This is a genomic window from Paraciimarium castrense LEGE 11436, assembly GCF_056633055.1.
Genome location: NZ_JBSJOW010000002.1, coordinates 284,049 through 307,840 on the forward strand (window position 1 = coordinate 284,049; position 23,792 = coordinate 307,840).

A 23,792-nucleotide genomic window follows, 5' to 3' on the forward strand; every position below is an offset into this window, starting at 1 on the left:
AGACCCGCTCAGGGCCCAGACCGCCCCGCAGGTCATGCCTGGCCTGGAGGCCCTGCCCCCACTGCTGGACCTCTGCCGGCAGGCCCGGGCCGCGGGGGATGCGGTTCAGCTGCGCAGCCTGCACGATCGCCTGCTGGCCCTGCCCACGGACCAGGGGCTGGAGTCGCTGCTGGCCAGCGCCGATGCCCTGGTGCGCTGTGAGGCCCCCGACGCCGCCCTGACCGTGCTGGCGCGCCGTTCTCCCGCCCCCGGCCCCGGCCGCCGGGCCTGGCTGCTGCTGCAGTGGCGGGCCGCCGATGCCGGCCTTGACCACGAGCGCGCCGCCCAGGCCCTGCGCTGGTTGGCCGAGGGCGATCCGGTGCGTCTGCAGGAGGTCAGCCTGACCCTGACCCCGCAGCAGGGAGCAGCGGCCAAGAGCCGTTCTGCCCTCGACCAGCTGGCCGACCATCTCGAAAGCCTGGGCCGCCCCGACGAGGCCGCTGTGGTGCTGCTGGCCAGCCGCAGCACGCCGGAGAGCGACGCCCGGCGCTGGGCCAGAGCCGTGGCCCTCAGCACCAGCCTCGAGCCTGGGCTGCGGCAGAGCCTGCTGGAGCGGGCCCTGGAACAGGCCGCCGCCAGCGGTGCCTGGGGGCTGGTGGCCGACCTGCTCGACCAACAGCTCGCCGCAGCGCCGGCCGGCCCCGTGGCCCAGCTCTCGGCGGCTGAGGCCCAGGCCCTGCAGCGGCGCCTGCGGCTCAGCGGCCGGATTGACGATGCCTACGGTGAGTGGTTGTTGCAGCGCCGCTTTGCGGCGGATCCGGCCCGGGCCGCCCAGCTGGATCGGTTGCTGCGCTCCCCCCGTGATCCCGGCGGCCATGCCGTCCAGCCCCCTGACCCATCCCTGCCATGAGCGCCTACAGCCTCGGTTCCCTGCTCCACGAAGGCAAGGCCAAACGGGTGCATGCCACGGACCAGCCCGACCTGGTGGCGGTGGAGTTCAAGGACGATGCCACCGCCTTCAATGCGCTCAAAACGGCCCAGCTGGTGGGCAAGGGAGAACTCAACTGCCAGATCTCGGCCCTGCTGTTCGAGCTCCTGGCCCGTCAGGGTGTTCCCACCCACTACCTCGGATTGGGCGAGGGGGAGCACGGCGGCCATTGGATGTTGGTGAGGCCGGTGCGCATCGTGCCGATCGAGGTGGTGATCCGCAACCTGGCGGCCGGCTCTCTCTGCCGCCAGATGCCGATCGAAGCCGGCACCCCCCTGGAGCCGCCGCTGCTCGACCTCTATTACAAGGACGATGGACTCGCTGACCCCCTGCTCACGGAGGCGCGCCTGCAGCATCTCGCCCTGCTGGATGCCAGCCAGCGCCAGGAGCTGGAGCGGCTGGCCCGTCAGGTGAACGCCGTGCTGCAGGAGGTGCTGGCCAGCGTGGGGTTGATTCTGGTGGATTTCAAGATCGAACTGGGCTTCACGGCGGACCAGCAGTTGGTGGTGGCCGATGAGATCAGCCCCGACACCTGCCGGCTCTGGGACAGGGGGATTGCCGACAGCGACGATCGCATTCTCGACAAAGACCGCTTTCGCCGCGATCTCGGCGGTGTGGTGGAGGCCTATGGGCAGGTTCTCAAACGGCTCCAAGGGGTCTGTCCCCAACCGGAGGTCTACCGGTAAGGTCACGGCATTTGCGGCCATCCCGCGCTCTTCGTGACTGGCATGGTGGGTTCAATGGGCTGGAAGAGTGCTGGGCCGCTCCTCGGTCTGGCACTGCTGGCGGGCTCGCCGGCGCTGGCCCAGGAGCAGCAGCCGGAGACGGCAGCCCCCTCAGTGCAACCGGAGGGGAGTCCTCCCACAACGCCTGGCGAGACACCCCCTGGCGCCATTCCGCCGGGCGAGGGGCAGTTCGACTTCCCCATCCCCGTCCCGGTCGACCAGCCGGCCACTCCGGCACCTCAGCAGACGGCCCCGGCACCAGAGGGTCCGGCTCCGGGGCCTGCACAGGAGAGCCCGGGGCCGGCTGATGCCTTCGGGGAGCCTGAGCAGTCGGTGGCCCCTGAGGAGCCCCGGGTTCAGATCGCTGAGATTGTGGTGGAGGGCCTCGATGGCCATCCCGAGAGCGAACGCCTTGAGCTGGCCGCCTACGCCGCCATGGCCGTCACCCCTGGCACCCGGGTCACCCGCAGCGAACTGCAGACCGACCTCTCCGCCATCTACGCCACGGGCTGGTTCTCCGATGTGCGCATCCAGCCCCAGGACGGGCCCCTGGGGGTGAGGCTGATCGTCTCGGTGGTGCCCAACCCGGTGCTGCAGGCCGTGGATCTGGAGCCGACCGATCTGAAGTTGCCGGAGCAGGTGGTCACCGACACCTTTGCCCCTGACTTCGGCAAGACCCTCAACCTGAACGCCCTGCAGTCCCGCATGCAGGAGCTGCAGAAGTGGTATGCGGATGAGGGCTATTCCCTGGCCCGCGTCACCGGCCCCACCCGGGTGAGTCCGGACGGCACGGTCGAACTGCTGGTGCGGGAAGGCCTCGTGGAGGGGGTGGAGGTCCAGTTCCTCGACAAGGAGGGTTCGGCCACCAACGACAAGGGCGAGCCGATCCGCGGCAAGAGCAAGCCCTGGGTGGTGACCCGGGAGATCTCCATGAAGAACGGAGATGTCTTCAACCGCCGTCAGCTGGAGGAAGACATCCGGCGCCTCTACGGCACCGGTCTGTTCGGCGATGTCAAGGTCACCCTGCGACCGGTGCCCGCCGAACCCGGCAAGGTGGTGATCGTGCTGGGCATGGTGGAGCAGTCCACCGGCTCCATCTCCGGCGGCATCGGCTACAGCCAGACCCAGGGCGTGTTTGGACAGATCCAGCTGCAGGAGAGCAATCTGCTTGGCAGGGCCTGGAATCTGGGCACCAACTTCTCCTATGGCCAGTTCGGTGGCCTGGGCGACATCACCTTCACCGATCCCTGGATCAAGGGTGATCGCTTCCGCACTTCTTTCCGCACCCGAATCTTCTTCAGCCGGGAGGTGCCGCAGCTGTTCCAGAGTGAGAACAACGACACCACCTTCAACCTGCAGGACTTCAACGGCGCTGATTTTGATGTCGTCACCAACAGTCCGGTGGACACCTCCGGCCCCTTCGCCGAGGTGCGCACCAATTTTGACACCGTGGCGATCCAGCGGGTCGGAGCCAACGTGCAGTTCATCCGCCCCCTCAATGGTGGGAATCCCTTCAAGCGGGCCCCCTGGAACCTGATCCTGGCTTTCGGCGGCCAGGAGGTCACGCCGATGAATTTCTCGGGTTCCAAGTTCAACCAGGCCGTGGTCGGCGTCGACGACGACCTGCCTCAGCCGGCGCGGGTGCGCAGCAATCAGGTGATCTGCCTGGCCTTCAACTGCGCCTCGGAAAACCAGTTGCTCAGCTTCCGGGTCGGCGCCACCTTCAGCTCCCTGGACGACCCCCGCAATCCCACGAGCGGCAACTTCTTCAGCATCGGCACCGAACAATTCATCTCCATCGGCGATGATTCCCCCACCTTCAACCGCCTCCGCACCACCTTCACCCACTTCATCCCGGTGGACTGGCTGAAGATCTACAAGGGCTGCCGTCCCAAGCCCGGCGAGACCCGCGATTGCAAGCAGGCCCTGGCCTTTCAGGTATCCGCCGGCACCCTGCTCGGCGATGACATCCCCCCCTACGAGGCCTTCTGTCTCGGTGGTGGCAACTCGGTGCGGGGCTACTTCGACTGCGACCTGGGGGTGGGCAAGAGCTATGCCGAGTTCACGGTCGAATACCGATTCCCCCTGTTCAGCATCGTCAGCGGTTCGGTGTTCTTTGACGCCGGCACCACCTTCGGCACCCAGAGCGACATCCCCGGCAACCCGGGTGGCCTGCTCGGCAAGGAGGGTGAGGGCTTCTCGCCGGGGATTGGCGTGATCGTCACCACCCCGGTGGGGCCGTTGCGGCTGGAGGTGGCCACGGAGAACTTCACCGACAACTGGCGCTTCAACCTCGGTGTGGGCTGGAAGTTCTAGTGGGGCTCTGGCCCTCTGACTATTCCCGGGCCTGGACCCTGGGAGCTGCCGTGGAGCGCTCCGGTGTGGGTCTGCACAGCGGCGCTCACTCCCGGGTCAGGTTGCAGTCGTCCCGGCGGCCGGGGTACTGGCTGGGGTGGCTGGACCAGCAACCGGATGCTCCCCTGCTGCAGCTGGGCCCGGCGGCGGTCCACGGCACCACCCTCTGCACGGCGGTGGCATTGGGGGGCCGTCAGCTGGCCACCGTGGAGCACCTGCTGGCCGCCCTGGCCGGCACGGGCGTCAGCCAGGCCGAAATCCTGGTGGATGGGCCGGAAGTTCCCCTGCTCGATGGCTCCGCCCTGCCCTGGGTGGACGCGATCGCTGAAGCCGGACTGGTTCCTGTGGACGGCGCGCCGCCGTCGCCCCAGCTGGAGGCTCCACTCACGCTGCACCAGGGGGCTGGCTTCATCACGGCCCTGCCGGCGTCAGGCCTGAGGCTGGGGGCCGGCATCGAGTTCGGCGAGGCGGCGATCGGTCGCCAGCTCTATGGCCTGGAGCTCAGCCCGGCAACGTTCGTCGCGGAGATCGCCCCGGCACGCACCTTCGGCCTGCTCTCCCAGGTGGAGCAGCTGCGGGCGGCTGGCCTGATCCAGGGCGGTGCCCTCGACAACGCCCTCGTCTGTGATGGCGATCACTGGCTCAACCCGCCGCTCCGGTTTGCCGATGAACCGGTGCGCCATAAAATCCTGGACCTGGTGGGCGACCTGGCCTTGGTCGGCCTGCCCCGGGCCCAGGTGTTTGCCTTCCGGGGCTCCCATGGGCTCCACACTGCCCTCGCGGCCGCCCTGGCGGACCTGCCCCGTTCGTCGTTTGCCGCTTGACCCTCTTGCCCGCCTCCCCCGACCCTTCCTCCGCCTGCCCCGAGAACACCACGGCTGCTGAGCCGGCGCCGCCGTCCGTGGTGCTGAGCGCCGAGCAGATCCAGGGTCTGCTGCCCCACCGCTACCCCTTTGCCCTGGTGGACCGGGTGATCCTTCACGAGCCCGGCAAGCGGGCCGTGGCCATCAAGAACGTGACCGTCAACGAGCCCCACTTCCAGGGCCATTTCCCTGGGCGCCCCCTGATGCCCGGGGTGCTGATCGTGGAGGCGATGGCCCAGGTGGGCGGCCTGATCGTGACCCAGATGCCCGACCTGCCCAAGGGCCTGTTCGTGTTTGCCGGCATCGATGGCGTGCGCTTCCGCCGCCCGGTGGTGCCCGGCGATCAGCTCGTGATCACCTGCACCCTGCTCAGCCTCAAGCGCCGGCGCTTCGGCAAAGTGGCCGCCGAAGCCCTCGTGGATGGTGAGCTGGCCTGTTCCGGTGAATTGATGTTCTCGCTGGTGGACTGATGGCCACCACGATCCATGCCACCGCCGTGGTCGATCCCCGCGCCGAGCTGGCCGCCGGTGTCACGGTGGGTCCCTATGCGGTGATCGGTCCCCAGGTGAGTCTCGGTCCGGACTGCAGCATCGGTCCCCACGTGGTGCTCGATGGCCGGGTGCGCATGGGCCGCGGCAACCGCATCTTTCCCGGAGCCTGCATCGGCCTGGAACCCCAGGATCTCAAGTACACCGGCGATCCCACCGAGGTGGTGATCGGCGATGACAACACGATCCGCGAGTACGTGACCATCAACCGTGCCACCACTGACAGCCAGCAGACCCGCATCGGCGATGGCAACCTGCTGATGGCCTACAGCCATCTGGGCCACAACTGTGCCCTGGGCGATCGGATCGTGATCGCCAACGGCGTGGCCGTGGCCGGCCATGTGGTGATCGGCGATCGGGCCGTGATCGGGGGGGTGCTCGGCATCCACCAGTTCGTGCAGATCGGCACCCTGGCGATGGTGGGGGGCATGAGCCGGATCGAGCGCGACGTGCCGCCCTTCACCCTGGTGGAAGGCCACCCCTCGCGGGTGCGGGCCCTGAACACGATCGGCCTGCGCCGCAGCGGCCTCACCGAGCTGGATGGGGGCCTGCAGTTCGCTGATCTCAAGCGTTGCTGGACCCTGCTTTACCGGCAGGAGCTGACCCTGGCCGAGGCGCTGGATCAGCTGCGGGCCACTCCGCTCACGGCTGCCGCTGAAACGCTGGTGGCCTTCCTGGAGTCGTCGCTTCAGCCAGGGCGTCGCGGTCCGATTCCCGGAGCCCGCTGATGCTGCGACTGCTGGTCAGCACCGGTGAGGTGTCCGGCGATCTGCAGGGGGCGCTGCTGGTGCAGGCGCTCTATGAGGAGGCGAGTCGGCGCGGGCTGGAGCTGCAGGTGGTGGCCCTCGGCGGTGACCGCATGGCCCGGGCCGGTGCCGAGCTGCTGGCCGACACCACCCGCATGGGCGCCATTGGCCTGCTGGAGGTGATGCCCTTCGTGCTGCCCACCCTGCGGCTGCAGCGCCGCCTCAAGCGCTGGTTTCGCCAGGCCCCGCCGGACGGAGTGGTGCTGATCGACTACATGGGCCCCAACGTGAACCTGGGCCTGCGGCTGAAGCGGCACTTTCCGGGGGTGCCGGTGACCTACTACATCGCGCCCCAGGAGTGGGCCTTCAAATTCGGATCCGAAGGCCGCACCAACCTGATCCGCTTCACCAACCAGATCCTGGCCATCTTTCAGGAGGAGGCCCGCTACTACGGCTGCCGGGGCGCCAACGTCACCTATGTGGGCCACCCCCTGGTGGACACCGTGGAGGAATCCCCCAGCCGCAGTGAGGCCAGAGCCCTGCTGGGTCTGGTCAACGAGGCACCGGTGCTGCTGCTGATGCCCGCCTCCCGGCGCCAGGAGCTGCGCTACATGCTGCCCTACATCGTGGCGGCCGCTGCCGAGCTGCAGCGCTGCCAGCCCGAGCTGCAGGTGGTGGTGCCCGCTGGGCTCTCGGGTTTCGAGGCCCACCTCAGCCGCCAGCTCGATCAGGCCGGGGTGAAGGCCCTGGTGATTCCTGCCGCCGATGCCGACCGGCTCAAGCCGGCCCTCTGCGCGGCCGCCGACCTGGCCCTGGCCAAGTCGGGCACGGTGAATCTGGAACTGGCCCTGCGGGGGGTGCCCCAGGTGGTGGTGTACCGGGTGAGCGGGCTCACGGCCTTCGTGGCGCGACGCATCCTGCGCTTCAGCGTGCCCCACATCTCGCCGGTGAACCTGGTGCTGGGGGAGCGGCTGGTGCCGGAGCTGCTGCAGGCCGATCTCACCGCCGAGGCGATCGTGCGGGCTGCCCGGCCCCTGCTGCAGCCGGACAGCGGCGCCCATGGGTCGATGCTGGAGGGCTATGCCAGGTTGCGGGCGGTGCTGGGCGAGCCCGGCGTCACCCGCCGAGCCGCCGCCGCCATTCTGGATCTGGTGCTGGAGACCCCATGAGCCCGCCGTTGCCGCGCCGCGCCAGCTGCCAGCCGCCAGTCCCCTGGCCGCTCACCCGTGGCGGGCAGCGCATCCTGGGCGCGCTGCTGGCGATGCTGCTGCTGCTGGGGGTGGTGTTCACCCCCCGGCCGGCCAGGGCCGCCGAGCCGCAGCAGGCCGTGCTGGCCGGAGGCTGCTTCTGGTGTCTGGAGCACGATCTCGAAGGCTTGAACGGGGTGTTGGAGGCGGTGAGCGGCTACAGCGGCGGCGACCTGGCCAATCCCACCTACGCCCAGGTGTCCGCTGGGGGCACGGGCCACCAGGAAGCTGTGCAGGTGCGCTTCGACCCTGCGCTGATCAGCTATCCCACCCTGTTGCGGGCCTACTGGCGCAACGTGGATCCCCTCGATGGCGCCGGGCAGTTCTGCGATCGCGGCGATTCCTACCGGCCAGTGATTTTTTCTACCGGTGGCGATCAGCAGGCCCGGGCCGAGGCCAGCCTGGAGTCGGCGGCCCGGGCCCTGGACGTGGACGCCTCGGCACTGCAGGTTGCGATCAGGCCCCTGCAGCGGTTCTGGCCGGCGGAGGCGTATCACCAGAACTACGCCGAGCAGAACGGCGCCAGCTATGGCTACTACCGCTGGGCCTGTGGGCGCGACCGGCGGCTGCGGGCGGTATGGGGGGACCGGGCGCGAACGGCCGATCCGTGGTGATCGAGGCCGCCACCGCAAGGATGACAATCAAAAGAAAAGATAAAGATCATCGGGTTGTGAGAGTGTGCCCGGCGGCACTTTGTCCGTCGGTTTGCCTGCTGGGGCGGTTCAGAAGCAGTCCGATTCGCTTAGGGTGAGTGGCACTGACGGGCAGAGTTTTGTATGTATCTGCTGACCATCCGCGAAGGCTTGCAGACCCGCCATATCGGTCCTTATGCCAGCCCCAAGCACGCCGCTGACGACCTCGACCGCCTTCTGCCCTACTGCAGCAACCGTGCCCGATGGCTGATCCATGCCCTCGAGGCCCCGGCTGCGGCCAGGGCTGATTGCGCCGGCCCGGCCGGCCCGATCGCCGCCTGAACATCAGCGACCCGAGCTTCGCCTGCACGAGCCACGAGCCTCAGCTGCCGGCTCCGCGACAGACCCACTCCACCAGGGTGCGCACCCCGTAACCGGTGGCGCCGGCAGGGTCCAGGCCCCGGCCCTTGTCGCTCCACACCGTGCCGGCGATGTCGAGATGGGCCCAGGGCAGCCCCTTGGTCACAAAGTCCTGCAGGAACAGCGCAGCGGTGATCGAGCCCCCCGGGCGGGGGCCGGTGTTTTTGAGATCGGCCACGCCACTCTTGAGCCCCTTTTTGTAGGAGGCCCGCAGGGGCATGCGCCACAGGGCCTCACCGCCCGCAGCGCCCGCTGCCAGCAGGGCCTGGGCCAGGCCATCGCTGTTCGACCAGAGCCCCGCCATCTCGTCGCCCAGGGCGATCACACAGGCGCCTGTGAGGGTGGCCAGATCCACCACCGCATCGGGCTCCAGGCCGCAGGCGTAGTCGAGGGCGTCGGCCAGGGTGAGGCGTCCTTCGGCATCGGTGTTGTTGATCTCGATCGTCGTGCCCTTGGACGTCGTCACGACATCGCCGGGATGGACGGCGCCGCCGCTGATCATGTTTTCGCAGCTGGCCACGATCACATGCACCTCCACGCCGGCGGGCTGCAGCTGACCGATCGCCCGGGCCGCCCCCAGCACGGCTGCACTGCCGCCCATGTCGTACTTCATCATCTCGATCTGCGAGCCACCGGTCTTGAGGTTGTACCCGCCGGAATCGAAGGTGAGGCCCTTGCCCACGAGCACCACCCGGCGCTGGGCGCCTCCCTGGGGGGTGTAGGTGAGGTGGATGAACTTGGGGGGCAGATCGGAGCCCTGGGCCACCGCCAGGAAGGCCCCCATCCCGGCCGCCTCGCAGTCGCCCCGCTCCAGCACCTTGAGGCTGAGGCCATGGTTCTGGGCGATTGCCGCTGCTGTGTCCGCCAGGTGCTGGGGCGTGGCCACGTTGGGCGGAGCCGCCACCAGCTGGCGGGCCAGCTCCACGCCGGCGCAGGTGGCTTCCACCCGCTCCAGGCCGCTGGCGGCCTCGCTGGGCAGGCCGATCAGATCGATGCGCTGCGGCAGGGACCTGGACCTGGGTGCGCCCTTGAAGCGCTGGTCCTCGTAGAGGCTGAGACGCACCGCGATGGCCATCGCCGTCGCCGCTTCAGCTGGATCCAGGTCGGCCGGCGGCAAGGCCAGGCCAAGCTGATCACTGCCGCTGGCCAGGGCGCAACGGGCTGCGGCCGCCGCCGCTTCCTGCAGGGTGGGGAGTCCGTAGGTCGCCGCCTCGCCCAGCCCCACCAGGATCACGCTGCCGGGCCGCTGGCCCAGGCGTTGCAGGCTGAGGCACTCGCCGGGTTTGGCCTTGAAGCGGCGCTGCCGCAGCCAGGGCTCAAGCGGAGCACCCAGGGCTTCGGTCAGGGCCGGATCCAGGGGCTCGAAGCCGTCCTCTTCGCTGGGGCTGGCGGCGCCTTGAGGGCCGTTCTGGGGGCTGGCGAACAGGCCGACGGCCACCGTGTCACACGCCCCCAGACTGCTGCTCAGCGACGTGGGGATGCAGCGGAACTCCATGGACTGCCCTTAGGGGCCGTGATCGTAGCCAGCGTCAGGTGCCGGCCTCGGCCGTGAACGGCGTGGCCCAGCGGCCACGCGTCTCTTTGTTGAACGGGGGCTGCCAGCGGCGGATCAGGGCCTGCTCCAGGGCCCGCCGGGGCCGGATCGCCTCGGGCACATCCAGCCAGAAGCGGATGCTGAGGCGGCTGGGCAGGCCTGTGTGGCTGAGGGCTTCGCCGTAGGCCTCCAGATAGCTCTTGCAGTCATGGGCCCCTTTCCAGCGCCGGCCGGCCTCGCCGGTTTCGCCCACGTAGAGCAGCAGTGGGCCGGGCAGGGAGGGTTCCTGGTCGATCACCAGGTAGAGCGCCGCGCCGGACTGGGGGGCCTCGGGCCAACGCCAGAACAGCAGCGACTGGGGCTGGAGCGTCAGGGGATCGAGCCGGGCGGCGCTTGTCTCCACGTCGCCGGTTGGAGACGCTGACGGGGCCGGAGCGAAGTCAGGGGCCGCAAACAGGGAGGGCTGGCTTGTTGGCGGGGGCTGAACGGCGAAAAGGGGCTCCTGAAAGGCGGCAACCCGCTGCTGCCAGGCCAGCAACTGATGCTGCTCCAGCCGATGCTGGGCCCCCGGCGCGCCAGCGGCACCGTGCACAGCCGCCCCGAACAGTTCCCCCTGGCGAGCCATCGCTTAGCGCCGGGGGCCCGGGGGCAGCACGGGGCCGGCGGGTCCCGCCCCGAAGCGCACCCGTCCGAGCCAGCGCTCCACCAGGGCCGGTGGCAGCTGCAGCCGCTCCTGCAGTTCAGCGAGGTCCTGGAAGGGCCGGCGGGCCCGCTCCCGCTGCAGGCGCTGGGACTGCTGGCTGGACAGCCCCAGGGCCTGCAGGGTTGAGGCGCTGGCCTGATTCACGTCCACGCGGGCGCGCTCCGGGCTGGTGGGCGGCTCGCCGTACCAGCGGAAGGCGAGCACCGGCAGCCAGGGCGCCACCTGCTCTGCCGACCAGCCCAGGGCCCGGTGCAGATCGTCTGCATCGCTGAGCTGGATGCCGCCGGCCTGGAGCCTGAGCAGCAGGTCCACCTGGTCGGCACCGATGCCAGGCAGCCGCCACCAGTCAGCGGCGGTGGCCCGGTTCACATCCAGGCGCCAGCCGAGGGCCGCGGCATGGCGCACAGCGTCGGCATTGCGCAGGGGCTGGGAGGGGTCCTGGCGCAGCTTGAGGGCCAGCAACTCCCGCTCGATCTCGTCCTCGCGGGAGGCCTGCCGGGGGGTCTGCCTGGGGGCGGCTGGCGGAGTCGGTGGGCTGGCGGGGATCTGGCCCGTGGCCACCAGCAGCTGCCGCGCCAGGGGGTCCAGCCAGTGCCTGCGGGCCATGGGTGGTTGCCGTCTGCTGTCGTGAGGCTGAACCTAGCGGCAGGATCAGGGCTCAGGCCAGTCGATCAGGTCCCAGCAGAGGCCGAGCACGGCGGCATGGGTCCGGTCCCGGGCCGGCAGCTTGCGCATCACGTTGTGCAGATGGGTCTTCACGGTGTCCACGCTCAGGAACAGGACGCGGGCGATCTCGAGGTTGCTGGAGCCGCCGGCCACCAGGGAGAGCACCTCCAGTTCGCGCGGTGAGAGCAGCTCGATCGGTCCCTCGCCGGGCACAGAGCCCTGGAGCAGGGAGCGCAGCGTGCGATCGAGATAGATCCCGCCACTGGCGATCGTGGACAGGGCTGCCAGCCCGGCTCCCTGGCCGAAGCGGGACTTGGGCACCAGCCCCTCGCAGCCGACAGCCATGGCCTGCTGCAGTCGCCGCCTGCGCTGATGCCGGCCCACCACCACAAGCACGGCCAGGTCGGGCCAGCGGGCCTTGATGGCCAGCAGCAGATCGATGCCATTGCCCTGCTCCAGCCGATCACTCACCACCAGCAGGGTCGGGGCGAGCCGCTCCACCAGGGCCAGGCCCTCCGCCTCCGTCGTGGCCGCGCCCACCACGGCACGGGAGGCGATCGATCCGCCCACCCACACACTCAGGCTCATCCTGTTGCCGATGCAGAGCACCACTCGGCTGTCCTGCAGCAGCTCCGCCACCTGCCGCCCCCGGTCGCGGATGGCCTCCAGATTGGGGGTGTAGTCCACGGGACGCGAACGCAGCTCAGGGCTGCCTGAGTTTCCATCCTGGCCGCGGCAAGCCGGCTTGTCTGCCAGGAAGCGGCCGCTGGGTGGTCGCCAGGCCGCCCGATGCGGCGAATACGCCAATCCACACTCCCCAGGGCCGAGGCTCCCTGCTCACAATTGATGAGACGCAGATCCGTGGGGCTGGGCAGCCAATGGCCTTCTTCGATTCCGAAATCGTCCAGGATGAGGCCAAGCGGCTGTTCCTCGACTACCAGCAGCTGATGCAGATTGGCGGCGACTACGGCAAGTTCGATCGGGAGGGCAAGAAGCTCTACATCGAACAGATGGAGGCGATGATGGATCGCTACCGGGTGTTCATGAAGCGCTTCGAGCTCTCGGAGGACTTCCAGGCCAAGCTCACCGTCGAGCAGCTCCGCTCTCAACTGGGTCAGTTCGGTCTCACGCCGGAGGCGATGTTCGAGCAGATGCACCACACCCTGGAGCGGATGAAGGGCCAGCTGGAAGCCCAGACCTGACCACCCGCAGGGGGGCGGTGACCGAGGCCTGCCTACGATCCGCCGCTGAGCGGGGCAGGCCGATGGCTGAAGACAGAGTGGAGCTTCCGGCCTGGCTGCAGCGGGGCCTCGCCGATCTGTTTCCCGCCGTGGGGCCTGCGACGTCTGGGGGGGCGGGCCAAGATGGCGACAGCTGCCTGGCCCTGCGCCTCCAGCAGGCCGAGCAGGCGGGCCGCCCGCTCAGGGTCAAACTGGGCATCGACCCTACGGGCAGCGACATCCACCTGGGCCACGCGATTCTGTTCCGCAAGCTGCGGGCCTTCCAGGACGCCGGCCACACGGCGGTGCTGATCCTGGGGGATTTCACCGCCCGGATCGGCGATCCAACCGGCAAGAGCGCCACGCGGGTGCAGCTCAGTGCTGCCGCCGTGGAAGCCAATGCCGCCACTTACCTGAGCCAGCTGGGCCAGGGCCAGCCCCCGGAACGCTCCCTGCTCGACTTCGACACCCCAGGGCGGCTGGAAGTGCGCCGCAACGGCGAGTGGCTGGCCGATCTCGATCTCCCCGCCGTGATCGACCTACTGGCCACCTCCACCGTGGGCCAGATGCTGGCCAAGGACGACTTCTCCAGGCGCTACGGCTCCGGCACGCCGATTTCCCTGCACGAATTCCTTTACCCGCTGCTGCAGGGCTACGACTCCGTGGCGATCCAGGCCGATGTGGAGCTGGGCGGCACCGACCAGAAGTTCAACGTGGCCATGGGGCGCGACCTGCAGCGCCACTTCGGCCAGCGCCCCCAGTTCGGCCTGCTGCTGCCGATCCTGCCCGGCCTCGACGGGGTGCAGAAGATGAGTAAGAGCCTCGGCAACACCGTGGGTCTCAACGAGGACCCGCTCTCGATGTACTCGAAGCTGGAGAAGCTTCCCGATGCCCTGGTGGGGGATTACCTCACGCTGCTCACCGATCTCGATCCCGCTGCCCTGGGCGCCGGCTGCCGCGAGCGCCAGCAGGCCATGGCCCTGGCGATCACCGCCCAGCGCCATGGCCTGCTGGCCGCTGAGCAGGCCAAGCGGGATGCCGCTTCGCTGGTGGCCGGGGCCGAGGCCGCCCAGGTGCCGGAGGCCTCCCTGGCGGCAGTGAGCTTCCCGGCCACAGCCTTCTACCTGTTGCGGGCCCTGGGGCTCTGTGCCAGCAGCAGCGAGGCCCGTCGCCAGATCCAGGGCGGTGGCGTGCGGCTCGATGGCGAGAAGCTCACCGATCCCAACCAGAGCTTCAGCGCGGCCGAGGACCTGGCCGGCAAGGTGCTGCAGCTGGGCAGGAAGACCTTCCGGCGCCTGGTGCCGGGCTGAGCCGCTCTGGATCAGGACGCCCTGGCCCGAGGCCCGAGCCCTGTGCTCCGACCCACCTAGGGTGCGGATCACCCTCCGCCACTGCCGGTGAGCGTCGATCCCACCCTGGCCGTTGCTTCCTGGGACGCGGCCCCGCCGAGCCCGGCCACGGGCCTCCAGGAGCCTGCCGAGCAGATCATCGTGGCCCTCGATGGCCTTCAGGCCGGGGAGGCCCTGGCCCTGGCCCACGCCATCCCCGGCCTGCGCTGGGTGAAGGTGGGTCTGGAGCTGTTCGTGTCGGCCGGTCCCCAGGTGGTCCGTCGCCTGCGGGACGAGGGCCTGTCGGTGTTTCTCGATCTCAAACTCCACGACATCCCGGCCACCATGGCCGGGGCCTGTCGCAGCGCGGCGGCCCTGGGAGCGCAGCTGATCACCGTGCATGCCTGCGCCGGGGCCGAGGCCCTCGCCGCTGCCCAGGCCGGCGCCGCCGAGGGAGCAGAGGGGGCCGGCCTGGGCGCTCCCTCCCTGCTGGCCGTGACCGTGCTCACCAGCTGGGAGGCGCAGCGCTTCCGCGCCGAGCTGGCCATCGAGACCCCCCTGGAGCCCTACGTCCTGCAACTGGCCCGGCTCGCCGCCGCTGCCGGCATCGCCGGTGCCGTGTGCTCTCCCCTGGAGGTGGCGGCCCTGCGGCAGGCCCATCCCCGGCCCTTTCATCTTGTGACCCCGGGCATCCGGCCTGCAGGCTCTGCCGCCGGCGACCAGCGGCGGGTGCTGACGCCGGCTGAGGCCTTGGCCGCCGGGGCCAGCCAGCTGGTGATCGGCCGGCCCATCACCGCGGCGCCTGCTCCGGCGGCGGCCTTCGCCGCCTGTTGCGCTGAGCTGTCCTGAGTTGAGGCCTGGGTCATGCCGCGTCTGCATGTCGGGGGGGTTCAGCCCCCGCTCCGCTTCATCCCGCCGATGCGCCGCCCCTGGGTGCGGCTGCTGCTGCGGGCCTTGCTGCCCCTGTTGCACCGCTGCCAGGGGGTCTGGCGCATCGAGGTGGCCGGCGGTAAGGAACTCGCCAGGTTGTTCCTGGCTCACCAGCGTGGTGAGTTGCGGCTGCTGCTGGCCTTCCGCCACCCGAGCACTCGCGACCCCCTGGTGCTGGCCTGGCTGTTCTGGTGTGCCCTGCCGCGCCAGGCCCGCCGCCAGGGCCTGCGGCTGCCCCAGCCCTGCCATGCCCAGTTTCTCTACGACCGGGGCGTTCCGCTCTGGGCCGGCGCCGCGGTGGGCTGGCTGCTGAGCCGGCTGGGGGGCATCCCGATCCAGCGCGGCAAGCTCGATCGCCAGGCCCTCCGCCTCGCCCGGGACGTGGCGGCCCGGGGCCCCTTCCCCCTGGCCATCGCCCCGGAGGGGGCCACCAATGAACATGGGGATCTGATCGCTCCCCTGGAGCCGGGGCTGGCCCAGATCGCCTTCTGGACCTGTGATGACCTGGCGGCGGCGGGGCGCGACGAGCAGGTGCTGATCGTGCCCATCGGTGTGCGCTACGAGCTGCTGCGGCCCAGCTGGCAGCGCATCGACCAGCTGCTGCTGCTGCTGGAACGGCAGCTGGGGGTGGTTGCCACCACCGCGGGCGATCCCGTCAGCCCATCGCTCCAGGCCCGGCGCTACGCCCGCCTTCAGGCGGTGTCCATGGCCCTGCTGGGGGCGATGGAGGTGTTTTACCGCCAGGCCCATGGACTGGTGTTCGATCCCACCGCTCCCTTCATCGATCGCCTGGCGCGGCTGCGGGAGGCCATGCTCGGGTTGGCTGAAGCCCGCTTCGGGCTCAGGCCCCAGGGCACGCTGCAGGAGCGCTGCCGCCGCATCGAGCAGGCCGGCTGGGAGCGGATCTACCGCAGCGACCGCGCCGAGCTCTCACCGGTGGCTCTGGGCCTGGCCGACTGGACCGCCGCCGAGGCCAGCCTCTGCCTGGAGCACATGCACCTGGTGGAGCCCTTTGCAGCCATCAGCGGCCACTACGTGGCCGAGGCCCCCACGGCGGACCGCTACGCCGAGGTGCTGCAGATCCTCTGGCGGGCCGTGGCCTGGATCGAAGGTCGCCCAGGGGCCTCGCCGCCGTCGCTGGGCCGCAGCCGGGCACGGCTGCAGGTGCAGGCACCGATCGAGGTCACGCAGCGCCATCCGGCCTACCGCCGCGATCGCCGCCAGGCCGTGGAGGACCTCACCGCCTTTGTCAGGCACGGCCTGGAAGCCACCCTGCTGCCATCGAATGGGACTCAGGCCGCCTGTGATCAGGAGGGCAGCGGGCGCTTGCCCATCAGCTCGCCGTAGAGCTGCTCAAGGGCATCGAGATTGCAGCTGAGGGTGTAGCGCTCCAGCACCCTGGCCCTGGCCCTTCGCCCCAGTTCGGCCGTGAGCACAGGTTGGTCCCGCAGCACCGGCAGCAGGGTGCGCAGCTGGGTGGTGACCCCCTGGGTGCTGATCACGATGCCGGCCCCGCCGTCCAGGACCTCGCCATCGGCGCCGGCATCGGTGGCGACACAGGCTGTGCCGCAGGCCATCGCCTCCAGCAGGGCCAGGGAGAGGCCCTCCACCAGGGAGGGCAGCAGGAACACTTCAGCCAGCTGCAGCAGGGCCACCCGCGTGGCCAGGTTGGGCTCGTAGCCCCACCACACCACATCATCGTCCTGGGAGGCGCCCTGGAGGGCGGCCCGCAGGGGGCCATCCCCCACGATCACGAGTACGCAGCCGCTGGGGTGCACCAGGCGCCAGGCCCTGAGCAGGGCCTCCACGTTCTTCTCGGTGGCCATCCGGCCCATGTACAGGAAAACGCGAGTCCCCCCGAACTGATGGCGCAGGGCCTGCAGTTCTTTGGAGGGAACGGCAGGGGCAGGCGTCCAGGTGTCGCTGTCCACGCCGTTGGGAATCACGGCGAGGCGCTCGGGCCTGACCCCCAGCCGGATCAGCACCTCCGCCTGGCGATCGGAGAACACGATCACCCGGTCGAAGCGGGCCAGGGAGGGTGCGTAAAGCTGGTAGGTGAGTTGCTGGGTGCCTGCCGTGAGGTTGCGCAGACTGGCGTCAAAGGCCGGATGGAAGGTGGCGACCAGGGGCAGCCCCAGCTGCTGGCAGAGGTCCGGCAGCCGGAAGTCGAGGGGAGAAAGAGTGAGGCTGGCGTGCACCAGATCGGGGCGCAGGCGTTCCAGTGACTCCCGCAGTTCCCGCTGGGCTCCAGGCGAGGGAATTGTGTAGACCTGGGATTTGACCAGGTAGGACAGGATCACTTCCGGGTCCATTCCCCCTGGCGAGCCGCCCGCTTCGGCGCCCAGGGCCCGTACCGCCTCCGGCAGGTCCAGCACCGCCCCGTCCCCAAGCCTGGCGCCGCCACCCACGCCACTGCGCCGCCCTAGGCGGCCCAGGCTCGAGCTCGGCCAGCGACCCGCCACCTCGGCGGTCTGACCACCTGGTTCAGCCAGAGAGCGCCCCAGCTGGGCGGCCGGTGTGTCGAAGTGGATGAAGCTCACGGCGTGGCCCCGCTCCCGCAGGGCATGCGTCGTGGTGAGGCCGTAGGTGACGTTGCCGCAGAAGGGAGATTTCTTGCCTAGCCAGGCAATCTGAGCCACCCAGCCTCGCGCGACGTCTCCTGACGCTACCAGCGCCGCCAGGGCTGCTCGGCCAGGGCCGCCACCAGCGCGATCGAGGCGAGCGCCCACAGCACCGGCAGCAGACCCCAGCGGCTCACCACCGCGCCGGCGAGCACCAGCGGCAGGCTCAGGGCGATGTTGATCAGGTTGTTCTGCAGGCCGAACACCTTGCCCCGCATCGCTTCGGGGGTGTCTTCCTGGATCGTGGTCTGGGCCGGGATCGCCAGCATTGCGGCGCCGACCCCCAGCACGCCGCAGAGCAGCAGGGTGAACACGAGACTGCCGCGCAGCTGGCCCAGCAGCAGCAGGCTCCAGCCGATCGTGCCCAGGCCGGCGGCGGCCAGGCTGCGGCGTGGAAGCCGCTGACCCAGCTGGGCCACGGCCAGGGCGCCGATCCCCAATCCCAGGCCACTCATGGCCAGCAGCGTGCCGAAGCGGGTGGGACCGAGCCCCGGCACCGCCGAGGCCAGGCTGATGGCCAGCACGTAGAGGGCCGCCAGCAGGCTGTAGAGCAGCACCAGCTGGCCCATGGCCCGGGCCACCGGCGGCCGCTCCCGCAGCACGGCGAGTCCCTGGCGGATCTCCGACAGCACCGACGTGTGGGCCGCCGGCCGGGGAGCTTCCCGCCAGCGGATGCGGGAGATGGTGAGGGCTGCGATGCCGTAGCAGGCCGGCAGCAACAGGAATTCCCCCCCCTCGATGCCGATCTCCGCCAGGGCCCGCTGCAGCAGCCGCAGGATCGGATCGCCGAGGGCGAAGCCCACGATGGTGGCCGCCATGCTGGTGGCCTGGTAGAGGGAATTGGCCGCCAGCAGGTGCTGGCTTGGCACCAGCTGGGGGATGGCGGCCTGTTCCGCCGGCGCAAAGAACTGGGTGAGCACCGATTCGAGGAAGGTCATCAGCACCAGGCCCCAGTAGCCCACGCTCAGCCCCATCCACAGGGGCGTGTCCACCAGGCAGAAGGGCACGAACAGCACCAGCGCTGCCCGCAGGCCATTGGAGGCCACCATCACGGTGCGCTTGGGCCAGCGGTCGGCCCAGACGCCGGCCACGGTGCCCAGCAGCATCGCGGGCAGGGTGTTGGCCACGTAGATGCCCGTGGCCAGCAGCGTGATCATCTGGGCCCTGGTCTCGGGCAGATCCATCCGCATCGCCGTGGCGGCCTCCGCCAGGGCGGGGTTGGCATCCGGCGTGCCCCGTACCCAGGTCTGGGCGATCAGGTACACCATCAGCACGATGTAGAACTTGTCCGCCAGCTGGGAGAAGATCTGCCCCACCCAGAGCAGGCGGAAGTCGGGGAAGGCCAGCACGGCCTGCACCCCCGTGGTCTGCCTGCCTGGGCCCCGCTCCCTGGTTGCTGGGGAGCCTTCTGGACTGCCGGTCAAGCTGGAATGGCCCCGAGCACGGCTGCCCATGATGGCTCAGGGCCGAGTCATGGCGGTCCGGGAGCGGTTTCGATCCCCTGCCGCAGCAGCCGGAAGGCCCGGGGCCGCCGGCTCAGATGCTCGCCGCACCAGCACTCCAGCAGCTCGAGCAGGTGCAGCCACACGGGTTGGGGGCCCATCAGGGCCCCGTCGCGGCGGCGGGGCAGGGCGGCCCGCGGCAGCCGTTGCAGCAGGGCCAGTTCGGAGGCATTCAGCACCACCCGGGCTCCGGCGATGGCGCCGATCGCGAAGCCTTCGCCGGGCAGCAGGCTGCAGCGCCACTCCCAGGTGCCCACGGGTGGCTCCAGGACCGCCCCGCTGCGGCAGCAGCTGCTCAGGGGCAAGGCATAGCCGCCGAGGGCCAGCACATGCACGCTGGCCTGCACAGCCACGGCCAGGGCTTCCAGGTTGTCGCTGCGGTCGCGCACCAGCAGCTCCAGCCGACCCAGATGCATCAGCACGGTGGTGAGCATGCCCGGCACCGGCTCGTCCGTGGGCACCAGGGCGAGGCAGAGTTCAGCCAGGGCCTGGGCGGCTGCCAGGGTTTCCAGGCGCTGGGCCAGCTGGCTGTAGTTGTGCAGCACCCGTAGCTGGCGCACCCGCCGCAGGCCGCCGCGCCCGCCCACCTGCAGTTGCAGATGGGCCAGGGGCACGGCCGCCGCCAGGCTGCTGCGGGGTTTGCGGGCCCCGGGCACGGCCAGGCGGCTGAGCCCGTGGGTCTCACTGAGCACGGTGAGCAGGCGGTCGCTCTCCCCCAGGGGTCGGCTGCTCAGGGCCAGTCCATCCAGCCGTTCCTCAACCACAGGCGCCTCAGCTCTTCTGGGCCTGGGCCAGGGCCACCCCCCGGCTGGTGCCGAGGCGGCTGGCGCCAGCCTCCACCAGCTCCAGGGCCTGCTCGAGGCCGCTGATGCCGCCGGAGGCCTGGACGCCTGCCCGGCCCCGGGCCAGGTCGCGCAGCTGGGCCACCAGGGCCGCGGTCACCGGTGGCCCGAAGCCGGCGCCGCTCTTGAGGAAACGGGCGCCGGCATCGATGCTGATCTCCACCAGCAGGGCCAGGGCCTCGGGGTCAAGGCGCCCCGCCTCCAGGGTCACCTTCACGGGCAACCCCAGCTCGCAGAGGGCCGAGAGTTCGTCGAGCACCCGGGCGCTGTCCCTGTCGGCCAGGGCGCCGAAGTCGGGCACCACATCGAGCTCGTCGGCCCCGGCGGCGGCGGCGGCCTCGGCCTCGGCCCGTTTCACAGCGGCGGGCACCGCTCCGAACGGGAATCCCACCACGGCAATCAGGCGCGGCCCGGAGCCGCGGCCCGAGCTCGCCAGCGGCAGGCGCTGGCGGGCCTCATCGACCCAGCGTGAGGCCACGCACAGGCCGGCGAAGCCGTAGTGGCGGGCCTGATCGCAGCCCTGCTGGATGGCCTCGCTGCCCTGCAGGGGATCCAGCAGGGCGTGCTCGATCAGGGGGATCAGATCGGGGAGCTCGCGGCTCACGCCTCCTTCGGTTGAATCACCCCGAAGCCCCCATGGTTGCGGTGGTACACCACCTGGATCTGCCCCGTTTCGGCCTCCCGGAACACGTAGAAGTCGTGGTCGATCAGCTCCAGCTGGTGGGTGGCCTCATCCAGGGTCATGGGCGGCATGGAGAAGTACTTGCGCCGCACGCCACGGTTGGGCAGTTCCGGCTCCTTGCCATCGGTGAGGCTGCCGCCGGGGGGTGGCAGGGCTGCGGCACCGGCCTCTTCGTCACGGGCGGAGCGATGCACCGGACCCTGATGGCGCTCGTGGATGCGCTCCTTGTAGCGGTTCAGCTGACGGGTGAGCTTGCTGGCCACCAGGTCGATGCTGGCGTAGAGGTTGTCGCTGTGCTCCTGGGCCCGGATCACGGTGCCGTTGGCGAACATCGTCACCTCGGCGATCTGTTGGGGGACGCGGGGGTTGCGGGCCACCGAGAGGTGCACATCAGCTTCCTTGACCATGCCCTCAAAGTGGCTGATGGCTCGGGTCAGTTTGGTTTCGGTGTACTCCCGGATGGCGGGGGTGACTTCAAGATTGCGGCCATGGATCAGCAGTTTCATCAGATGGCAGCCGGCTCCGTTGCTGGTTCATCCCCACGCTAGGAACGCCTGCCGGTGCCCCCCCCGCTCGACGCAATCCTTTTTGAATCCCGCCTTCCAGTGGCGTTCGAGCCGGCCTGGCGGGCCCAGCGGCAGCTGCAGCAGCGCCTGCTGGCTGCCCCCCAGGGCCCCGATGCCGTGCTGCTGCTGGAGCACCAGAGCTGTTACACCCTGGGGCGCGGAGCCTCGGAGGCCTTCCTGCGCTCTCCCCCCAGCGCCCTGCCCTTCCCCCTGCACCGCATCGACCGCGGCGGCGAGGTGACCCACCACACCCCGGGCCAGCTGGTGCTCTACCCGGTGCTCAACCTGCGCCGCCACGGGGCTGACCTGCACCTCTATCTGCGCCAGCTGGAGCAGGTGGTGATCGACCTGCTGGCGGGCTTGGCCCTGCGCGGCGAGCGCATCGAGGGGCTCACCGGCGTGTGGCTGGAGGGCCGCAAGGTGGCGGCGATCGGGGTGGGGGGACGGCGCTGGATCAGCCAGCACGGCCTGGCCCTGAACGTGGAGGCCGATCTGGCCGGCTTCGAGGCGGTGGTCCCCTGCGGTCTGGCCGATCAGCGCGTGGGCCGGCTCGTCGACCTGGACCCCAGCCTCACGGCCGAGGGGCTGCGCGCCCCGCTGCTGGCGGCGTTCGCCGAGCGGTTCCAGCTGAACCTGCGCCCCCCGGCGCCCCACGAACAGCTCCAGGGATGGTAACGATGGTGACTCCCTGGACCACTGCCCGTGTCGCCAGCTCCCCCATCTGCCACTCCTGAGGTCGCTCCTGACGTTGCCGAGGTCCACTGGAGCGGCAGCCGCCGCGACCAGCAGGCCCTGGCCCAAGGCAGCGACTGGAGCCAGCTCAGCGGGATTCACGGCCTCTGGCCGATCCTGGCCGAGCGCTACGGCGATGCGCCTGCCCTGGAGGCTCCCCATGCGGCGGTGCCCGAGTCGCTGAGCTACCGCCAGCTCCAGGAGCGGATCGAGCAGCTGGCTGCAGGCTTTGCGGCCCTGGGCGTGGCCAGCGGCGACGTGGTGGCGATCTTTGCCGAGAACGGCGCCCGCTGGCTGCAGGCTGACCAGGGGCTGATGCGCTGCGGGGCCGCCGATGCCGTGCGTGGCAGCGCCGCTCCGGTGGAGGAGCTGCGTTACATCCTTGAGGACTCAGGCGCCATCGGCCTGGTGGTGGAGTCGGCGGCCCTGTGGCGGCAGCTCGACCTGCCGCCAGCGGCCCTGGCGGCGTTGCGCTTCGTGGTGCTGATCGAGGCGGAGCCGCCGACCGGCGAGACCCCCTCAGGGACGGTGCTGATGGGCTGGCAGGAGCTGGCCCAGCGGGGCGCTGAGGCCCTGGCGGCCGCCCGGCCGGCCCCGCAGCCGGCGGCTGACCCCCAGGCCCTGGCCACGATCCTCTACACCTCCGGCACCACGGGCCAGCCGAAGGGTGTGCCGCTCACCCACGCCAACCTGCTGCACCAGCTGCGCCACCTGGGCGTGGCGGTCACGCCCCAGCCCGGGGACCGGGTGGTGAGCGTGCTGCCGATCTGGCACTCCTACGAGCGCAGCGCCGAGTACTTCCTGCTGGCCTGCGGCTGCCATCAGACCTACACCACGCTCAAGCAGCTGCGGCCCGACCTGCAGCGGGTGCAACCCCACTACCTGATCAGCGTGCCGCGCCTGTGGGAGGCCATCCTGGCTGGTTTTGAGGACGCCCTGCGCTCCATGCCGGCCCCCCGCCAGCGGCTGATCGGGGCCGCCCTGGCCAACAGCCGCGCCCAGGGGGTGGCGCGTCGCCGCATGCTTGATCTCACCCTCAGCCCCGAGCCGCCGGCGAGTCGGGCCAGGGCCGCCTGCGAGGCCCTGCTGCGCTGGCCGCTGCACCGCCTGGCCGGTGCGGTGCTGTGGCCGAAGGTGCGCTCCCAGCTGGTGGGTGGCCGTCTGCGCACGGCCATCAGCGGCGGTGGCGCCCTCGCCCTGCATGTGGATGGCTTCTTCGAGGCGATCGGCATCGAGCTGCTGGTGGGCTACGGCCTCACCGAGACCAGTCCGGTGCTCACCTGCCGCCGCCCCTGGACCAACCGCCGTGGCAGCGCCGGCCAGCCCCTGCCCGGCACGGCGATCCGCGTCGCCGACCCCGAGAGTCATCGGCCCCTGGCCCTGGGGCAGCGGGGGCTGGTGCTCGCCCGCGGTCCCCAGGTGATGGGGGGCTACTGGCACAAGCCGGAGGCCAGCGCCCGCGTGCTGGACGCCGACGGCTGGTTCGACACGGGGGATCTGGGCCACCTGCTGCCCGATGGCTCCCTGGTGCTCACTGGCCGGGCCAAGGACACGATCGTGCTCAGCAGCGGCGAGAACATCGAGCCCGGCCCCCTCGAGGATGCCCTGGTGGCCAGTCCGCTGCTGGAGCAGGTGATGCTGGTGGGGCAGGACCGCAAGCAGCTGGGGGCCCTGCTGGTGCCCCGCCCCGACGTGCTGGGGTCGTTCGCGGCCGAGGCGGGCCTGGTCTGGGCCCAGGGGCAGCCGGCGGAGCCGGCCCTGCTGCGGGCTCTGGCCCGCGAGTGCAACCGCCTGCTGGCCGCCCGGTCCGGTTCCCGGCCCGATGAGCGGCTGGGGGCGGTGGCCCTGGTGCAGCCCTTCAGCCTGGAGAACGGCCTGCTCACCCAGACCCTCAAGCAGCGCCGTGACCGCATCGCCAGCCGCGATGCCGCCGCGATCGAGGCTCTGTATCGGCCCCACTGAC

At 70.4% G+C, this 23,792-nt stretch carries 24 protein-coding genes; 15 read left to right on the forward strand and 9 right to left on the reverse strand.

Annotated elements, in window-relative coordinates; genetic code table 11:
• Positions 1 to 34: 34 nt before the first annotated feature.
• The 9 genes from ACWJIO_RS05240 (at position 35) to ACWJIO_RS05280 (ending at position 8,425) form a co-directional block, all read left to right on the forward strand.
• Complete coding sequence (locus ACWJIO_RS05240) at positions 35 to 889, forward strand: hypothetical protein (protein WP_480311842.1); 855 nt, start codon at positions 35 to 37, stop codon at positions 887 to 889.
• On the forward strand, positions 886 to 1,653 hold the full coding sequence (gene purC, locus ACWJIO_RS05245) for a phosphoribosylaminoimidazolesuccinocarboxamide synthase (RefSeq protein ID WP_480311844.1): 768 nt from the start codon (positions 886 to 888) through the stop codon (positions 1,651 to 1,653). Before ACWJIO_RS05240 ends, purC begins: the two co-directional genes overlap by 4 nt.
• A gap of 42 nt (positions 1,654 to 1,695) precedes the next feature.
• Positions 1,696 to 4,008: a BamA/OMP85 family outer membrane protein gene (locus tag ACWJIO_RS05250; protein WP_480311846.1), complete on the forward strand. Its 2,313-nt coding sequence runs from the start codon at positions 1,696 to 1,698 to the stop codon at positions 4,006 to 4,008.
• Complete coding sequence (gene lpxC, locus ACWJIO_RS05255; RefSeq protein WP_480311847.1) at positions 4,008 to 4,871, forward strand: UDP-3-O-acyl-N-acetylglucosamine deacetylase; 864 nt, start codon at positions 4,008 to 4,010, stop codon at positions 4,869 to 4,871. Before ACWJIO_RS05250 ends, lpxC begins: the two co-directional genes overlap by 1 nt.
• An 80-nt stretch (positions 4,872 to 4,951) precedes the next feature.
• On the forward strand, positions 4,952 to 5,380 hold the full coding sequence (gene fabZ / locus ACWJIO_RS05260; protein WP_480311972.1) for a 3-hydroxyacyl-ACP dehydratase FabZ: 429 nt from the start codon (positions 4,952 to 4,954) through the stop codon (positions 5,378 to 5,380).
• A complete protein-coding gene (gene lpxA / locus ACWJIO_RS05265; RefSeq protein ID WP_480311848.1) occupies positions 5,380 to 6,186 on the forward strand; it encodes an acyl-ACP--UDP-N-acetylglucosamine O-acyltransferase in 807 nt (268 codons plus the stop codon). Before fabZ ends, lpxA begins: the two co-directional genes overlap by 1 nt.
• Complete coding sequence (gene lpxB, locus ACWJIO_RS05270) at positions 6,186 to 7,373, forward strand: lipid-A-disaccharide synthase (RefSeq protein WP_480311850.1); 1,188 nt, start codon at positions 6,186 to 6,188, stop codon at positions 7,371 to 7,373. The genes lpxA and lpxB overlap by 1 nt, the downstream gene beginning before the upstream one ends.
• 92 nt (positions 7,374 to 7,465) lie before the next feature.
• Positions 7,466 to 8,065: a peptide-methionine (S)-S-oxide reductase MsrA gene (msrA, locus tag ACWJIO_RS05275; RefSeq protein WP_480311973.1), complete on the forward strand. Its 600-nt coding sequence runs from the start codon at positions 7,466 to 7,468 to the stop codon at positions 8,063 to 8,065.
• A 162-nt stretch (positions 8,066 to 8,227) separates the two neighbouring features.
• Complete coding sequence (locus tag ACWJIO_RS05280; RefSeq protein WP_480311851.1) at positions 8,228 to 8,425, forward strand: hypothetical protein; 198 nt, start codon at positions 8,228 to 8,230, stop codon at positions 8,423 to 8,425.
• Positions 8,426 to 8,465: 40 nt separating this feature from the next.
• On the opposite strand, the gene ACWJIO_RS05285 is transcribed toward ACWJIO_RS05280, so the two are convergent.
• The 4 genes from ACWJIO_RS05285 to ACWJIO_RS05300 all read right to left on the reverse strand — a co-directional run bounded on the left by ACWJIO_RS05285 (position 8,466) and on the right by ACWJIO_RS05300 (position 12,093).
• A complete protein-coding gene (locus ACWJIO_RS05285; protein WP_480311974.1) occupies positions 8,466 to 9,929 on the reverse strand; it encodes a leucyl aminopeptidase in 1,464 nt (487 codons plus the stop codon).
• Positions 9,930 to 10,032: 103 nt separating this feature from the next.
• The gene (locus ACWJIO_RS05290; RefSeq protein WP_480311852.1) at positions 10,033 to 10,662 is read right to left on the reverse strand and encodes a GIY-YIG nuclease family protein; all 630 of its coding nucleotides are present in this window, start codon (positions 10,660 to 10,662) and stop codon (positions 10,033 to 10,035) included.
• A 3-nt stretch (positions 10,663 to 10,665) separates the two neighbouring features.
• Entirely contained in the window at positions 10,666 to 11,346 is a 681-nt protein-coding gene (locus tag ACWJIO_RS05295) for a ComEA family DNA-binding protein (RefSeq protein WP_480311853.1), read from the reverse strand.
• A gap of 45 nt (positions 11,347 to 11,391) precedes the next feature.
• Positions 11,392 to 12,093 carry a LuxR C-terminal-related transcriptional regulator gene (locus ACWJIO_RS05300; protein ID WP_480311855.1) on the reverse strand — a complete coding sequence of 234 codons (702 nt, stop codon included), beginning with the start codon at positions 12,091 to 12,093 and terminating at the stop codon, positions 11,392 to 11,394.
• A 191-nt stretch (positions 12,094 to 12,284) separates the two neighbouring features.
• Here ACWJIO_RS05300 and ACWJIO_RS05305 point away from each other — a divergent pair, with 191 nt between their 5' ends.
• The 4 genes from ACWJIO_RS05305 (at position 12,285) to ACWJIO_RS05320 (ending at position 16,231) form a co-directional block, all read left to right on the forward strand.
• A complete protein-coding gene (locus ACWJIO_RS05305) occupies positions 12,285 to 12,608 on the forward strand; it encodes a DUF1825 family protein (protein ID WP_480311856.1) in 324 nt (107 codons plus the stop codon).
• Positions 12,609 to 12,670: 62 nt separating this feature from the next.
• Positions 12,671 to 13,936, forward strand: a complete 1,266-nt coding sequence (tyrS, locus tag ACWJIO_RS05310; protein ID WP_480311858.1) for a tyrosine--tRNA ligase — start codon at positions 12,671 to 12,673, stop codon at positions 13,934 to 13,936.
• Between the two features lie 174 nt (positions 13,937 to 14,110).
• Positions 14,111 to 14,803 (forward strand): orotidine-5'-phosphate decarboxylase, encoded by a 693-nt coding sequence (pyrF, locus tag ACWJIO_RS05315; protein WP_480311975.1) that lies wholly within the window; start codon positions 14,111 to 14,113, stop codon positions 14,801 to 14,803.
• Between the two features lie 69 nt (positions 14,804 to 14,872).
• Positions 14,873 to 16,231 (forward strand): 1-acyl-sn-glycerol-3-phosphate acyltransferase, encoded by a 1,359-nt coding sequence (locus ACWJIO_RS05320; RefSeq protein WP_480311860.1) that lies wholly within the window; start codon positions 14,873 to 14,875, stop codon positions 16,229 to 16,231.
• On the opposite strand, the gene ACWJIO_RS05325 is transcribed toward ACWJIO_RS05320, so the two are convergent.
• The 5 genes from ACWJIO_RS05325 to hpf are packed head-to-tail and all read right to left on the reverse strand — an operon-like array spanning position 16,192 to position 21,037.
• Positions 16,192 to 17,523, reverse strand: coding sequence for a glycosyltransferase family 4 protein (locus ACWJIO_RS05325; RefSeq protein ID WP_480311861.1), 1,332 nt, complete (start codon positions 17,521 to 17,523; stop codon positions 16,192 to 16,194). The two genes, ACWJIO_RS05320 and ACWJIO_RS05325, sit on opposite strands and share 40 nt — an antisense overlap.
• Positions 17,524 to 17,549: 26 nt before the next feature.
• A complete protein-coding gene (locus tag ACWJIO_RS05330) occupies positions 17,550 to 18,959 on the reverse strand; it encodes an MFS transporter (RefSeq protein ID WP_480311862.1) in 1,410 nt (469 codons plus the stop codon).
• A 17-nt stretch (positions 18,960 to 18,976) separates the two neighbouring features.
• On the reverse strand, positions 18,977 to 19,771 hold the full coding sequence (recO, locus tag ACWJIO_RS05335; protein WP_480311863.1) for a DNA repair protein RecO: 795 nt from the start codon (positions 19,769 to 19,771) through the stop codon (positions 18,977 to 18,979).
• Positions 19,772 to 19,778: 7 nt separating this feature from the next.
• Entirely contained in the window at positions 19,779 to 20,453 is a 675-nt protein-coding gene (gene deoC / locus ACWJIO_RS05340; protein WP_480311865.1) for a deoxyribose-phosphate aldolase, read from the reverse strand.
• Positions 20,450 to 21,037 (reverse strand): ribosome hibernation-promoting factor, HPF/YfiA family, encoded by a 588-nt coding sequence (hpf, locus tag ACWJIO_RS05345; RefSeq protein WP_186698956.1) that lies wholly within the window; start codon positions 21,035 to 21,037, stop codon positions 20,450 to 20,452. The genes deoC and hpf overlap by 4 nt, the downstream gene beginning before the upstream one ends.
• 54 nt (positions 21,038 to 21,091) lie before the next feature.
• Here hpf and lipB point away from each other — a divergent pair, with 54 nt between their 5' ends.
• Together lipB and ACWJIO_RS05355 are read left to right on the forward strand one after the other, a co-directional pair.
• Positions 21,092 to 21,772: a lipoyl(octanoyl) transferase LipB gene (gene lipB, locus ACWJIO_RS05350; RefSeq protein WP_480311866.1), complete on the forward strand. Its 681-nt coding sequence runs from the start codon at positions 21,092 to 21,094 to the stop codon at positions 21,770 to 21,772.
• Positions 21,773 to 21,799: 27 nt separating this feature from the next.
• Entirely contained in the window at positions 21,800 to 23,791 is a 1,992-nt protein-coding gene (locus tag ACWJIO_RS05355) for an AMP-binding protein (protein WP_480311867.1), read from the forward strand.
• Position 23,792 lies beyond the last annotated feature (1 nt).

Coding starts and splice junctions, on each gene's coding strand:
- ACWJIO_RS05240 (WP_480311842.1), top strand. CDS start 35: ATGCCTGGCCTGGAGGCCCTGCCCCCACTGCTGGACCTCTGCCGGCAG.
- purC (WP_480311844.1), top strand. CDS start 886: ATGAGCGCCTACAGCCTCGGTTCCCTGCTCCACGAAGGCAAGGCCAAA.
- ACWJIO_RS05250 (WP_480311846.1), top strand. CDS start 1,696: ATGGTGGGTTCAATGGGCTGGAAGAGTGCTGGGCCGCTCCTCGGTCTG.
- lpxA (WP_480311848.1), top strand. CDS start 5,380: ATGGCCACCACGATCCATGCCACCGCCGTGGTCGATCCCCGCGCCGAG.
- lpxB (WP_480311850.1), top strand. CDS start 6,186: ATGCTGCGACTGCTGGTCAGCACCGGTGAGGTGTCCGGCGATCTGCAG.
- msrA (WP_480311973.1), top strand. CDS start 7,466: ATGCTGCTGCTGCTGGGGGTGGTGTTCACCCCCCGGCCGGCCAGGGCC.
- ACWJIO_RS05280 (WP_480311851.1), top strand. CDS start 8,228: ATGTATCTGCTGACCATCCGCGAAGGCTTGCAGACCCGCCATATCGGT.
- ACWJIO_RS05290 (WP_480311852.1), bottom strand. CDS start 10,662: ATGGCTCGCCAGGGGGAACTGTTCGGGGCGGCTGTGCACGGTGCCGCT.
- ACWJIO_RS05295 (WP_480311853.1), bottom strand. CDS start 11,346: ATGGCCCGCAGGCACTGGCTGGACCCCCTGGCGCGGCAGCTGCTGGTG.
- ACWJIO_RS05305 (WP_480311856.1), top strand. CDS start 12,285: ATGGCCTTCTTCGATTCCGAAATCGTCCAGGATGAGGCCAAGCGGCTG.
- tyrS (WP_480311858.1), top strand. CDS start 12,671: ATGGCTGAAGACAGAGTGGAGCTTCCGGCCTGGCTGCAGCGGGGCCTC.
- ACWJIO_RS05320 (WP_480311860.1), top strand. CDS start 14,873: ATGCGCCGCCCCTGGGTGCGGCTGCTGCTGCGGGCCTTGCTGCCCCTG.
- ACWJIO_RS05330 (WP_480311862.1), bottom strand. CDS start 18,959: ATGGGCAGCCGTGCTCGGGGCCATTCCAGCTTGACCGGCAGTCCAGAA.
- hpf (WP_186698956.1), bottom strand. CDS start 21,037: ATGAAACTGCTGATCCATGGCCGCAATCTTGAAGTCACCCCCGCCATC.